Annotated in this window: 11 protein-coding genes; 2 read left to right on the top strand and 9 right to left on the bottom strand. The window is 62.9% G+C overall.

Translation table 11 applies throughout. The features are described from left to right. Positions 1 to 6: 6 nt before the first annotated feature. The 8 genes from ACZYHG_RS11950 to ACZYHG_RS11915 all read right to left on the bottom strand — a co-directional run bounded on the left by ACZYHG_RS11950 (position 7) and on the right by ACZYHG_RS11915 (position 7,381). The gene (locus ACZYHG_RS11950; protein WP_027031095.1) at positions 7 to 759 is read right to left on the bottom strand and encodes an SDR family NAD(P)-dependent oxidoreductase; all 753 of its coding nucleotides are present in this window, start codon (positions 757 to 759) and stop codon (positions 7 to 9) included. A 63-nt stretch (positions 760 to 822) separates the two neighbouring features. After that, the gene (locus tag ACZYHG_RS11945; RefSeq protein ID WP_464613950.1) at positions 823 to 3,108 is read right to left on the bottom strand and encodes a transglycosylase domain-containing protein; all 2,286 of its coding nucleotides are present in this window, start codon (positions 3,106 to 3,108) and stop codon (positions 823 to 825) included. A 60-nt stretch (positions 3,109 to 3,168) separates the two neighbouring features. After that, a complete protein-coding gene (locus ACZYHG_RS11940) occupies positions 3,169 to 4,173 on the bottom strand; it encodes a hypothetical protein (RefSeq protein WP_464613949.1) in 1,005 nt (334 codons plus the stop codon). A gap of 233 nt (positions 4,174 to 4,406) precedes the next feature. Beyond that, the gene (locus tag ACZYHG_RS11935) at positions 4,407 to 4,553 is read right to left on the bottom strand and encodes a hypothetical protein (RefSeq protein ID WP_027031097.1); all 147 of its coding nucleotides are present in this window, start codon (positions 4,551 to 4,553) and stop codon (positions 4,407 to 4,409) included. An 82-nt stretch (positions 4,554 to 4,635) separates the two neighbouring features. Next, the gene (locus tag ACZYHG_RS11930) at positions 4,636 to 4,890 is read right to left on the bottom strand and encodes a GlsB/YeaQ/YmgE family stress response membrane protein (protein ID WP_027031098.1); all 255 of its coding nucleotides are present in this window, start codon (positions 4,888 to 4,890) and stop codon (positions 4,636 to 4,638) included. Positions 4,891 to 5,000: 110 nt separating this feature from the next. Next, positions 5,001 to 5,204, bottom strand: coding sequence for a hypothetical protein (locus ACZYHG_RS11925; RefSeq protein ID WP_464613948.1), 204 nt, complete (start codon positions 5,202 to 5,204; stop codon positions 5,001 to 5,003). 92 nt (positions 5,205 to 5,296) lie between these two features. Further along, positions 5,297 to 5,917 (bottom strand): ribonuclease D, encoded by a 621-nt coding sequence (locus ACZYHG_RS11920; RefSeq protein ID WP_464613947.1) that lies wholly within the window; start codon positions 5,915 to 5,917, stop codon positions 5,297 to 5,299. Between the two features lie 78 nt (positions 5,918 to 5,995). After that, a complete protein-coding gene (locus ACZYHG_RS11915) occupies positions 5,996 to 7,381 on the bottom strand; it encodes a M20/M25/M40 family metallo-hydrolase (RefSeq protein ID WP_464613946.1) in 1,386 nt (461 codons plus the stop codon). Positions 7,382 to 7,904: 523 nt separating this feature from the next. Here ACZYHG_RS11915 and polA point away from each other — a divergent pair. Next, entirely contained in the window at positions 7,905 to 10,856 is a 2,952-nt protein-coding gene (gene polA / locus ACZYHG_RS11910; protein WP_464613945.1) for a DNA polymerase I, read from the top strand. 79 nt (positions 10,857 to 10,935) lie between these two features. Here the strand turns inward: polA and ACZYHG_RS11905 are convergent, their stop codons facing one another. After that, positions 10,936 to 11,340 carry a Fur family transcriptional regulator gene (locus ACZYHG_RS11905; protein WP_027031103.1) on the bottom strand — a complete coding sequence of 135 codons (405 nt, stop codon included), beginning with the start codon at positions 11,338 to 11,340 and terminating at the stop codon, positions 10,936 to 10,938. 244 nt (positions 11,341 to 11,584) lie between these two features. On the opposite strand from ACZYHG_RS11905, the gene ACZYHG_RS11900 reads away from it, so the two are divergent. After that, the gene (locus ACZYHG_RS11900) at positions 11,585 to 13,786 is read left to right on the top strand and encodes a caspase family protein (RefSeq protein WP_464613944.1); all 2,202 of its coding nucleotides are present in this window, start codon (positions 11,585 to 11,587) and stop codon (positions 13,784 to 13,786) included. Positions 13,787 to 13,802: the final 16 nt, after the last annotated feature.

Genomic DNA, 13,802 nt, shown 5'->3' with positions numbered 1-13,802 from the left:
GCCGGCTCAAACGTGCTGACCGCCATTGATGTGGATTTCCGAGCCCGTCACATAGGACGCCTGCTGCGAACACAGAAAGAAGATGATGTCGGCGACCTCGGCCGTTTTGCCGAGCCGCCGCATCGGGATCGTCTCGACGATCTTGTCCGTGCCCGGAGAGAGGATCGCGGTGTCGATTTCGCCGGGTGCAATCGCGTTGACGCGGATCCCGTGCGGACCAAAGTCATGCGCCATCTCGCGCGTCAGCGAGCCGAGCGCGGCCTTCGATGTCGCATAGGCAGTGCCGGCGAAGGGATGCACGCGCGTGCCCGCGATCGAGGTGACGTTGACGATCGAGCCCTTGGCCGCGGCTAACTCTTTGAACAACCCCCGCGCGAGCATGATCGGCGCGAAGAAATTGACCTGGAACACGTCGCGCCAGACATGCATCGGCGTGTCGATCGAGTCCATGCGGCTGTTGCCATCCTTGAGCTTGGGCGAAATGCCGGCATTGTTGACCAGAGCGTGCAGCTGGCCGCCATGCGCTTCCAGCCGGTGGCGGATTTCGGAAACGGCGATGCCGACATCTTCCTGGTCGGCGAGGTCGACCTTGATGTGATCCTCGGGACCAGCCGGCCACGGGCAATCCTCGGCAAAAGCCTGCCGCGAACAGGTGATGACGCGCCAGCCTTCGCGCGAAAAACGCTTGACCGTGGCGTGGCCGATGCCGCGGCTGGCGCCGGTCAGCACGATAGTTTTTCTAGTGTCGGTCTCGGCCATGTCGGATCTCCAGGGCGGAGATGTAGCGGAACGCCGCGACGCTGGCGAGGGGCGGATTGACGCTTAGCCGCCGCCAAGGATGTCGAGGATCGAGGTCTGTTTCTTCTTCAGCGGACCGCCGACACTGCCGGGGGGTACCGGATGCCCGACCGATGCGGTTGTGCCATTGTCAGCCGGCATGTCGAAGCCATCGGCATCGACAGTCTGGGCGGGACGCACTGCACGTGCCGGCGTCGGCGCCTGAGCGACAGGCGCGGCTTGCGGCGCCACGGGAGCCGGCGCCTGCCGACCAACGGACGCGGACGGAACCGGCGCCTGCTGGTTGTTATCGGCCGAAGGAATGTCGTCGGGCACGATCGTGTCGGCCGGCGTCGATTTCCAGGTGCCGGGCAGCGGCCGCACCGGTACGCCCTCATGTGCGGCGACCATGAATTCATGCCAGGCCTGCGCCGGCAGCGCGCCGCCGGTGACCTTCTTCATCGCGGTGCCGTCATCATTGCCGAACCAGACGCCCGTGGTGAGATTGGCGGTGTAGCCGACAAACCAGGCATCGCGCGAATTCTGGCTGGTGCCGGTCTTGCCGGCCGACGGCCAGGCGAAAGCCGCCTTCTTTGCCGAGCCGAACTCGACCGTGCCCATCATCATCGAGTTCATCATACCGACGATCTCGGGCTTGACCACGCGCGGCGCATTGCCGCCACCGCTGTCGTACAGCACCTTGCCGTCGGCTGATGTAATGCGGCGGATGAAATGGATATCCGGCTTGTAGCCGCCATTGGCGAAAGGCACATAGGCCGAGGTCAGCTCCAGCGGCGTCACTTCCGAAGTGCCGAGCGCGATCGAGGTGTTGGCCTGCAGGTCAGACTGGATGCCCATGCGGTGGGCTGCCTCGACCACGGCATTCGGCCCGACCTCCATGGTCAGCTGCGCGGCAACCGAGTTCAGGGATTTGGCCAGCGCCGTCGCCAGCGTGACCTTGCCAAAATACTTGCCGCCGTAATTGTCAGGCGTCCAGTTGCCGATCCTGATCGGCGCATCGTTGCGCGTGCTGTCGGGCGTGCGGCCTGCTTCGAGTGCCGCCATATAGACAAACGGCTTGAACGCCGAGCCGGGCTGCCGGCGCGCTTCCGAGGCGCGATCGAACTGGCTGGTCGAATAGTCGTAGCCGCCGACCATGGCGCGCACCGCGCCGGAATCGTCGATCGACACCAGCGCACCCTGGGTGACGTTGAGCTTCTTGCCGCTGTCGTCGATCAGCTTGCGGATCGACTGTTCGGCGAGCTTTTGCAAATTCAGGTCGACGGTAGAGTCGATGACGATGTCGCCGCGCACGTCCCCGATCAGGTCGGGCAGTTCTTCCATGATGGTGTCGGCGACATAATTTTCCGAGCCGGTCCAGTAGGACGGCGAGCGCGTTGCCGGCGCGCTGAGTGCGCTCTTGAGTTCCTTGTCGCTGATCTTGCCTTCGTCGCGCATGGCGGCGAGCACCAGTTGCGAACGGTCTTCGGCGGCTTTGGGATCGCGCGCCGGCGACAATTTCGATGGCGCCTTCAACAGGCCGGCAAGCAGGGCTGCTTCCGAGAGCGTGACATCGCGAGCGCTCTTGCCGAAATAGCGCCGCGAGGCCGCCTCGACACCATAGGCTCCGGAGCCGAAATAGACCCGGTTGAGGTACATTTCGAGGATCTGGTCCTTGGTGTGCTTGTGCTCCAGCCACAACGCCAGCAGCACTTCCTGCACCTTTCGTTCCAACGTACGGTCAGGCTTCAGGAACAGGTTTTTCGCCAATTGCTGGGTCAGCGTCGAGCCGCCTTGCGAGAAATGCCCGCCGAGCAGGTTGGTCACCATGGCACGCGACAGACCGATCGGGTCGACGCCGAAATGCGAATAGAACCGGCGGTCCTCGATGGCGATGACGGCTTCCGGAATATAGGGCGACATTTCGTGCAGGCCGACGGCCTCGCCGCCGCTCATGCCCCTGTTGGCGAGCAACTGGCCATCAACCGAGACGATCTTGATGTTGGGGGCGCGGTCAGGGATCGACCAGGTGGTAGCCGCCGGCATCTTGGCGCCGTAATAGATGACGACGCCCGCCACCGCGATGCCGCCCCAGATGGCGAGCACGAAACACCAGTAGAACAGCCGGCCAAGCACGCCGAACAGGCCGCGCCGGCTTCTGCCACGCCCGCCACGCGAGGATTTCGCCTTCGACGATTTGCGTTTTGCGGAGGCTTTGCGGTTGCTTGGCACGACGCGATCCTCCTCGCTGACCGAAAGACCCGTCGAGGAGCGCGCCTGCGGCGGTCCCTCGAAACTGGGTTCGATGCGGCTGTCTCTGCGGTTCGCCATGCGCTGCGCTTGCTATCCCCGGTGCCAATGGCGCTCCGGTTGCAGAGTAGATGCGGCGATTTAAGGGCGGGTTAAGTCGTATTGAGGCTGCGAGGTTGACCGGCCCGTGATCGACTGAAGCGAGAAGAAGCTGAGAATCTTCTCTTCGCAGGTAACCGCGACGATGCTGTTGGATCGATCGATGTCGAGACCTTTGGGCCCGCCTTCCTCAGGATTGGCCCTGCCGCGCAGGAAAGTCGCGTCGTCGAGCACGGCGATGGAACGCGGCGCGTGATATCCGTCCCAACCGGTTCCGCGATCATAGACATGCAGCATTGGACTGCCTGCGTCGGCAACCAGGATGTGCTGATCGTCGGCGGTGAAGCGCAGGCCGTGGGGATAATTGGCATGCTGCAGGACGCCGGCGGGTTCTGTGTCCGGGCCGAGCGATGCCGACATCCTGTAGATCTTCACATCCCTGGTACCGTGGCTGCTGACCGCGATCCACTCGCCGTCATGGCTGAGTGCAACGCCGTCCGGTATATCGAGGCCATGCTTCAGCAGCGGCTGATTTCTGACCGTACGGTAGCCCAGCCACCGGCTGGCAACATGCCGCGTAACCACATGGGTGTAGTTGTTGCAGACAAGCAGACTGACCCGCCCCCAAGAATCATGGCTGACCGTGACCGACCCGGGCGATCTCAGCTTGCAACGCCTTGCTCCCTTGATCCGGCGAAGAGGTACGATCTCGCGACTTTGGCCAGCCGGATCTTCCGGAGGCAGGCCAAATACCACAACCAGCCCATCTCGATTCGCGACCACAAAGGTCCGATCATCGATGAAGTCGATGCCATGAACCTCGCCCATGCTTTCCGAAGCCAGTTCCATGAAATTCGGGATGGTGATGCGCGCGCCATCGGGTCCCCGCTCGATCTCGATGCGCAGGATCAAACAGCGCCTGCGTCCGTATCCCGCGATCGCCAGCAGTCGATTGTCCGGCGAAAACCGCAAATCCTCGGTACGACCGACCGCCGCGAGCGCCGTCTGCACCGCGTCGCTGGCTTCGAAATCGATCTGACGCAACATCAGAGTTTCCGACCAAAGCCACGCGTTGTGAAATCAACTCGAAGGTGCAATCCGCCCCCAGCCCCGATTGATGCCCGTCTCACTCCTAGAACTTCGTGACAGACTAGGCCCGATCAACAGCTTGACGGTCAAGCACTGTATCGCCGACATGACAGTATATCTGCCTGGCAAGGTTTCAAAGACCCGCTGCTTCGCCGGATAGGGCTCCTGCGCCAGCATCGCGGTCATATGGCTCAATTCTGCTGGATCGAAATGCCCTTGTCGTCGATCTTTAGTTCGACGCCTTTCGGCTTCGTCTGCTCGCGGTAGACATAGGCGCCAAGCGCGATGACCACGACGACGAGCGCGCCAATGAGGAGATAGAGTGTGTTCTGCTTCATGGCGCGCTCCTTTGGAGCAATTCCAGGAAAAGTGTGAAGCGGTTTTTCCGTCCGGAATTGCGTTAGTTGAAAAGCTCGAGCCTCACGCTCGCTTCAGGACCTTGACCAGGACCAAAAGGATGATGGCGCCGATCGTGGCGTTGATAATGGCGGCGAGAATGCCGCCGCCGATGGCGAAGCCGAGCCGCGGAAACAGCCAGCCGGCGATGAAGGCGCCGATAATGCCGACGATGATGTTGCCGATCAGGCCGAAGCCGAAGCCGGAAACGATGAGGCCGGCAAGCCAGCCGGCGATGGCACCAATGATGATGAAGACGAGCAGGCTTTCGACACCCATGACGATATCCTCCGAGCAAGAGGGCGAGCGCGGAGCGGAAGGCTCCGAATCGGCCTCGATATCAACAACTTCAGGCTATTCGAAAGCGGCAGGCGTCGCCAGCGGTGCGCTTACTGGTCGTCATCGTCGGCCGAGGCTGGCCGCCAGCTGGTCGGTTCGACCTTTTTCTGGGTGTCGCTGTCGGTGTAGACCCACCACCCGCCATCGCGATATTGCGCGATGGATTGGCTGACGACGCCGTCACTGTCCTTCCACATGACAGAGACCTTGGAGCCATCGGTTGGCGCTGTCGATATTGGCTTGCGCTCGGCCATCCTATCCCCCATTGAGCCTTGAACTGCGCCGACAAAACGCGGCGGCCAGCATCTGGTTCCAGCCGGCCACCAGCCGGCAGGCTCTCGAGCCGTCAGCTGTGAGCGAAGATATCCTCTTCGTCCCAACCCATCAGATCGAGTTTGGCACGCGTCGGCAGGAAGCGGAAGCAGGCATCGGCCTCCTTGGTCCGCCCGTCGCGAGCCAGCCGCCCGGCGAGCACATCGCGCAGCCGGTGCAGATAGAGCACGTCGGACGCGGCATATTCGAGCTGTTCGGGCGACAGCGTCTCGGCGGCCCAGTCGGACGATTGCTGTGCTTTGGACAGGCCGACGCCGAGCAGCTCGAAGCAGATGTCCTTCAGCCCGTGCCGGTCGGTATAGGTGCGGGTCAGCCGCGAGGCGATCTTGGTGCAGAACACCGGTTCGGGCATCACCCCGAAGGCATTGTAGAGCACGGCGAGATCGAAGCGTCCGTAGTGGAACAGCTTGGTTATGGTGCGGTTCCTCAGCAGGCTGACCAGGTTTGGCGCCTTCTTCTGGCCCGCAGCGATCTGGATGACATCGGCACTGCCGTCGCCGGGCGATATCTGCACCACGCAGAGCCGGTCGCGATGCGGGTTCAGCCCTAGCGTCTCGGTGTCGATGGCCACCGCCCCGACATTGTAGTGCATGAGGTCAGGCAGATCATGCTTGTGGAAACGGATATCGGCCATTGTCTTCTCCGGTCGCGGCGTACCCCGTCCTCGCCGCGATCCGGTGAAAAATCAACAAGAAAACGACTTTTCCGCCACTCAGCGCGTCAGCGCCTCCAGAATGCGCGCCCAGGAGCGCTGACCCTTGTGGAAGGATGAGAGCTCGTATTTCTCGTTGGGCGAATGGATGCGGTCGTCGTCGAGGCCGAAGCCGACCAGCAGCGATTCCATGCCGAGATAGGTCTGGAAATCGCCGACCACGGGAATGGAGCCGCCACTGCCGGTCGTGACCGCCGGCTTCGGCCATTCGTCCGACAGCGCTATCTTGGCCTTGGCCAGGAACGGCGAGTCGTAGGAAAGCTGGATCGCCGGCGATCCGCCATGCGAATGGAATTCGACCGAACAGTCGGCCGGAATGCGCTCCTCGACGAATTTCTGGAATGCGTCTCGGATCTTCGACGGATCCTGCTTGTGGACGAGGCGGAAGGACACTTTCGCCGAAGCCTCCGCGGCGATCACCGTCTTGAAGCCCTTGCCGGTATAGCCGCCAATGATGCCGTTGAACTCGGCCGTCGGTCGCGCCCAGGTCAGTTCCAGCACCGAGCGCCCTTTTTCGCCCGACGGGATCGACAGGCCGACAGGCCCAAGGAAGGTCTCGGCCGTCTCACCAAGCGTCTCCCACGATTTCAGCACCTGCGACGGCGTTTCCTCAACGCCGTCATAGAAGCCGGGAATAGTGATATGGCCGTCCTTGTCGTGGATGTCCGCCAAAACCTTGGCCAGGATGCGGATTGGATTGGCGGCGGCGCCGCCATAGAGACCCGAATGCAGGTCGCGATCGGCGGCCTTCACCGTGATCTCCTCGCCGACCAGCCCACGCAGTGCCACGCAGATCGACGGCGTGTCGCGGTCCCACATGCCGGTATCGCAGACCAGCGCGAAGTCGGCCTTGAGCTCTTCGGCATTGGCCTCGAGGAACGGCTTCAGCGATGGCGAGCCGGACTCCTCCTCGCCCTCGAACAGGATGGTGATCCGGCACGGCAGATTGCCATGCACCTGCTTCCAGGCACGGCAAGCCTCGACAAAGGTCATCAACTGGCCCTTGTCGTCAGCCGAGCCGCGCCCCGTGATCACCTTGTGGTCAGGCCCGACCTCCTTGATGGCAGGCGCGAACGGATCGTTTTCCCACAATTCGATCGGGTCGACCGGCTGCACGTCATAGTGACCATAGAACAGCACATGCGGCGCGCCCGCCGGCCCGTCATGATGCGCAACCACCATCGGGTGGCCTGGCGTGTCGCGCACACTGGCATCGAAGCCGATCAGCTTGAGCTCCGCCACCAGCCATTCCGCCGCCTTGCGGCAGTCGGCGGCATAGGCGGGATCGGTGGAGATCGACTTGATCCTGAGCAGGCCGAACAGCCGTTCGAGGCTCAGGTCGAGATTCTTGTCGAGGCGGTCGAGGACGGGGGAAACTGCGGACATTTGCAAAGCCTTTCGATTCAGTGCCTGAACCGTAAAGGCAGAGCGGCGAAACGAAAAGCCCGGGATCATTGGACCACGGCGCGAGTCCGCTGCCGCTACTGCATGTCGCCCAAAAGTGGCCCCGGTTTTGGGAGAACGACATGCATAAAAACAATGACCTAAAGCGCATCGCCTGAATCCGATGAAACGCGATGCGCTTTAGGCAAAAAAAGACCGCCGTGGTGGAGGGGAAACCACGGCGGTCCTGTACTCGAAACGATGCGGCAGCCCGGAGAGGGGGGATAGGCTGCCGCAATTTTCCGGGATAGGCGGGGGACGGGCCTTGCTCCGGACTCGGCGAAAACTGCCGATGACGTGTATTTGTGTCTTTGAACGTGGCGTTTCAAGGGCACGAAAATTACACTTTTGTAACGTGGGCGTGATCAGCGAGATCGGCTTCGTTCTGTCAGGGTGTTGCCGGAACCGGTGGGTCCAGTTGCCTTTGGCATGGACCGAGCCGCCGTGCCGCGCTATCCCTGCCGGCATGAAAAAAGGCGATCATCTCTTCCTTGTCGACGGTTCCGGCTACATCTTCCGGGCCTACCACGCCCTGCCGCCGCTGACCCGCAAGTCCGACGGCCTGCCGGTCGGTGCCGTGTCCGGTTTCTGCAACATGCTGTGGAAGTTGATGCAGGACGCCCGCAACACCGATGTAGGCATTGTGCCGACCCATTTCGCGGTCATCTTCGACTATTCCTCGAAAACGTTCCGCAATGATCTCTATCCAGAATACAAGGCCAACCGCTCGGCACCACCCGAGGACCTGATCCCGCAATTCGGCCTGATCCGCCAGGCGACCCGGGCCTTCAACCTGCCCTGCATCGAGATCGAAGGCTACGAGGCCGACGACCTGATCGCCACTTATGCCAGGCTGGCCTGCGAGGCAGGCGGCGACACCACCATCATCTCCTCCGACAAGGATCTGATGCAGTTGGTCGGCGACACGGTCGGCATGTACGACCCGATGAAGGATCGCCAGATCGGCATTCCCGAGGTCATCGAGAAATGGGGCGTACCGCCGGAAAAGATGGTCGACCTGCAGGCGCTGACCGGCGACTCGGTTGACAACGTGCCCGGCGTGCCCGGCATCGGCCCGAAGACGGCGGCGCAACTGCTGGAGCAGTTCGGCGACCTTGACGGGCTGCTGGCCCGCGCCACCGAGATCAAGCAGGACAAGCGGCGCGAATCGATCATCGCCAACACCGACAAGGCGCTGATCTCGCGCCAGCTGGTGACCTTGAAGAACGACGTGCCGGTGACCGATGGGCTGGACGATTTCGTCCTGCACGCGCCAGACGGGCCGAAGCTGATCGGCTTCTTGAAAACAATGGAATTCACCTCGCTGACCCGCCGTGTGGCCGAAGCGACCAGCACCGAGGCCGGCGACGTCCAGGCCGTCGCCGTGACCGTCGAACGCGCCGACAACGCGCATGGCCCCGATGTGGGCGCCGGAGCGCCAGCTGTGGCCCGCAGCAGTGCCGAACCGGGCCAGGCCGACGGAGCGGCAACGACGGACACCGCGAAGCAAGGTGACACCCCTTCCCTGCTCTCGGCCTTGCGGCTGGAGCGTGCGGCAACCAGCAAGATCGACACGTCAGCCTATCAATGCATTCGTGATATCGCGACGCTGAAAGCTTGGGTGGCTGAAGCGCGGGGGGCCGGTATCACCGCCTTCGACGTCAGGGCGACGTCTGCCGACCCGATGCAGGCCGAACTGATCGGCATGGCAATAGCCACGGCGCCCGGCCGTGCCGGCTACATTCCGATTGCCCACAAGAGCGGCAATGGTGACCTGCTCGGCGGCGGTACGCTCGAGAACCAGATTCCGCTTCGCGAGGCGCTGGCGGTGCTGAAACCGCTCTTAGAGGACAAATCGGTCCTCAAGATCGCGCAGAACCTGAAATATGATCTCGTCATCATGAGTCGCTACGGCATCGATGTCGCGCCGTTCGACGACACTATGCTGATCTCCTACGTGCTCGATGCCGGCACCCCGCATGGTCACGGCATGGACGCGCTGGCCGAGAAATGGCTGGGGCACACGCCCCTCCAGCTCAAGAACGTGACCGGCTCCGGCAAGAGCTCGGTCGGTTTCGACCAGGTTGATATCGACAAGGCGACCGCGCACGCCGCCGAGGACGCCGATGTGACGCTGCGGCTCTGGCTGGTGCTGAAGCCACGGCTGGCCGCCAAGGGCCTGGTTTCGGTATATGAGCGGCTGGAGCGGCCGCTGGTGCCTGTGCTGGCGCGCATGGAACAGCGCGGCATCTCGGTCGATCGCCAGATCCTGTCGCGGCTGTCGGGCGAACTGGCGCAGGGCGCCGCACGACTGGAAGAGGAAATCTACCAGCTCATCGGCGAGCGCATCAACATCGGCTCGCCCAAGCAGCTCGGCGACATCCTGTTTGGCCGCATGGGCCTGCCCGGCGGTTCAAAAACCAAGACCGGCCAATGGTCGACCTCGGCGCAGCTTCTGGAAGACCTTGCCGCCGAGGGCCACGAACTGCCGCGCAAGATCGTCGACTGGCGCCAGTTGACCAAGCTGAAATCGACCTACACCGATGCCTTGCCCGGCTTCATTCATCCCGACACCGAACGCGTCCACACCTCCTATGCGCTGGCGGCGACAACGACGGGGCGGCTGTCCTCCTCCGACCCGAACCTGCAGAACATCCCGGTACGCACCGCCGAAGGCCGCAAGATCAGGACCGCCTTCATTACCGACAAGAGCCACCGGCTGGTCTCGGCTGATTACAGCCAGATCGAACTGCGTGTGCTCGCCCATGTCGCCGAAATCCCGCAGCTGCGGCAGGCCTTCGCCGATGGCGCCGACATCCACGCCATCACCGCTTCGGAAATGTTCAACGTGCCCGTGGAGGGCATGCCTTCGGAGGTCCGCCGCCGCGCCAAGGCGATCAATTTCGGCATCATCTACGGCATCTCCGCCTTCGGCCTCGCCAACCAGCTGTCGATCCCGCGCGAGGAGGCGAGCAACTACATCAAGAAGTACTTCGAGCGCTTCCCCGGCATTCGCGATTACATCGAGGAGACCAAGGCCTATGCGCGCGAGCACGGTTTCGTCGAAACCATTTTCGGGCGCCGCATCCACTATCCCGATATAAGATCGTCCAATCCCTCGCTGCGCGCCTTCAACGAGCGCGCCTCGATCAACGCCCGCCTGCAAGGCACCGCCGCCGACATCATCCGCCGCGCCATGATCCGCATGGAGGAAGCGCTGGACAAAGCGAAGCTGTCGGCCCGCATGCTCTTGCAGGTGCATGACGAACTGATCTTCGAAACGGTCGAGGCGGAGGTCGAGGCGACCATCCCGGTCGTGCGCCATGTCATGGAAAACGCGGCAATGCCAGCCGTATCGATGTCGGTGCCGCTGCATGTCGATGCGCGAGCGGCGAACAATTGGGACGAGGCGCATTGAGGCACCGCCGCTTCGTCATCCTAGGCGAAGCAAGGACCAAGCGACGCGGCGCGGACCCTAGGATGACGAAGAAAAGAGCTTAGGCCGCTTCGGCCCGGCATTTGGCGCACACACCCCGAAACTCGATCACCGCCTTCTTGGCGGCGAAGCCGGTCGAGCGCACCCATTCGTCGAGCTGGTGGCCGACATCATGGTCGGACATTTCGGTCACTTGCCCGCATGTGTCGCAGATGGCGAAGGCCGTCATCGAATGGCTGTGGTCATGCGGTTCGGCGCAGGCGACGAAGGAGTTGATGCTTTCCAGCCTGTGGACGAAGCCGGACTTCACGAGCGTGTCGAGGGCGCGATAGACCTGCAGCGGCGCGCGGAAGCCGCGCTCACGCAACTGGTCAAGCAAGGTGTAGGCGCTGAGCGGCCCGCTGGCGGCCTCGAGTTTCTCGAGCACGCACACCTGGTTTTTCGTCAGCACATCCCTTGCAGCCATGTTATGTTCCAACTTGTCCTGGGCCATCCGCAGGCGATTTGCGCGTGCAAACGGCCTGATACCGTTCAGATAGCGACGAATCGTCCTCTTTGCCACTCCTCTGTTGTGGCGCCAGACCAATCCATGTCGTGACGGCACAATAGCGATTGTGGGTTGATCACCGGCGCAACATTCAAAATACTGACAAAATTCATCGACAAGGGTGCCATCTCTTGGGAAATTCGATCGGGCTTGGGGAAGCAACATGATCAAATTGACACGTCGGACGCTGCTCGTCGGTACGTCCGCGCTGATGGCCGCCGGTACGATTTCGTTCCGCGCGCTGGCCGCGTCGCGCACTTACCATGCACTTTTGGTCGGCTGCACCGAATATCCGAACCTGCCACAGAGGAACTGGCTGGTCGGCCCGAAGAACGATGCCGGCCTGGTCCACGAGTATCTGCTGAAGAATGTGCCGGACCCGGTGCGGTTCGCGCCCGAGAACGTCACGCTGCTCGCCAAGGATGTGCCCGGCGCGAAGGGTTTGCCGACCCATGCCGCGATCAAGGCAGCACTGGCGGACCTCGCCGCCAAGGTTCAGCGCGACGATTTCGTCTATCTGCATTTGTCCGGCCACGGCGCACAGCAGCCAGAAATGATCAAGGGCGACGAGACCGACGGGCTCGACGAGATTTTCCTGCCTGTCGACATCGACAAATGGATCAACCGCGACGCCGGCGTTCCGAACGCGCTGGTCGACAATGAGATCGGCGACGCGCTCGACGCGATCCGCAACAAGGGCGCCTTCGTCTGGGCTGTCTTCGACTGCTGCCATTCCGGCACCGCGACGCGCGCCGTCGAAGTCGATGACGAGCTCGAGCGCAAGGTCGAATTCGCCGATCTGGTCGGCGGCGATGAGGCCGCCAGGGCGGCAGCCATCAAGACCTATGAAGACACGGTCGCAAGCGCATCGCGTGACCTCGACGACAACGCTCCGCGCAAGCCCGCCTTCAACCTGACGCCGACCGGCGGCGAACCGATCACCAAGGGCAAGCTGGTCGCCTTCTATGCCGCCCAGACGGTGGAGACCACGCCGGAAATGCCGTTGCCCAAGGGCACGACGGATGCGCCGCGCTTTGGCCTGTTCACCTTCACCATCCTGTCGAAGCTCGCCGAAAATCCCAACGTCACCTATCGCCAGCTTGGCCAGGCCGTGCTGCAGCAATATTCGGCCGACAGCCGCACCCGGCCGACGCCGCTGTTCGAGGGCGAACTCGACGCGCGCGTCTTCGGCACCGACAAGACCGACGCGGTCATGCAGTGGCCCATCGTCATCAAGGATGGCGAGGCGACGATCGGCGCTGGCCTGCTGCATCGCCTCACCCCCGGCAGCAAGCTCGCAATCCTGCCCTCGGCGCTGTCGTCGCTGTCGGATGCGGTCGGCTATCTCGAAGTGGAGTCGGCCAAGAACCTGGAGAGTCGCATCAAGCCGGTCGAGTTCGACAGGAAGCCGGCGCTGGAGATCGCCGCCATCCCCGCCAACGCCTATGCGCGAGTGGCGGAGATCGCCGTCGACTACAAGCTCACTGTCGCACGGCCGGCAGCGATCAAGGGACTGGAGAAGGAAACGGCTCTCGCCAATTCGGTTCTCGACGAACTGGCCACTGCCAAGGAGACCGGCTTCAACATCGAGCTGGTCGACCCCGGCAAGAGCGCCGAGCTGCGCTTTGCGGTGATGCGCGAGAACGCCATTGCCGGCGCAGCCAAGGACGCCACCGACAAGCCGGCGCTGTGGTTCCTGCCCGCATCGGGCGACGTGACCCTGAAGGACGGCAGCAAGCCGCCTCTGGTCATCATCCATCCCGATGACCGCCAGAAGCTGGTCGACGCAACGACCAGAAATCTGCGCACCATCTTCCGGGCGACCGGCCTGTCGCGACTTGCGGCGGCCTCCGATTACAAACCCGAGGACGTCGACGTCCAGTTCCAGATCAAACGCCGCGACAAGGATGGGCTCGAACCGTTGCAGGCTTCGGTGGTCCCTCGCGCCTCGCCGGGCGACGAAGTGCATGTGCTGGCCAAGAATAGCTCTGACCAGCTGGTCGACATCAACGTGCTCTATGTCGGCAGCGACTATTCGATCACCCATATCGTTGCCGAGCGCCTGGCCCCCCAGGCAACGCTCGAGGAAGGGCTGCTCGCCTTCACTGACACCAGCTTCGGCATGGAACGGATGATCGCGGTGCTGACGGAAGCCCCGCCGGAGAGCGAGAAGGAAGATCTGAGCTTCCTGGCGCAGGATGGCGTCGCCTCCAAGACACGTGGCGTGGGGGCTCCGAGCTTCTCCGACATGCTCACCGATATCGGCATGGCGCCGGCGACCCGCTCGGTGATGCGGCTTGCCGACAAGAGCGGCCCGAAGGGCGCGGTGATGATCTTCCCGGTGGAGACCGTGCCGCGCGCCTGAGCTCCGGCGCCGAAAG

The sequence above is a fragment of the Mesorhizobium subarcticum genome (assembly GCF_055456085.1).
This window is presented reverse-complemented; position numbering and strand designations above follow the sequence as displayed.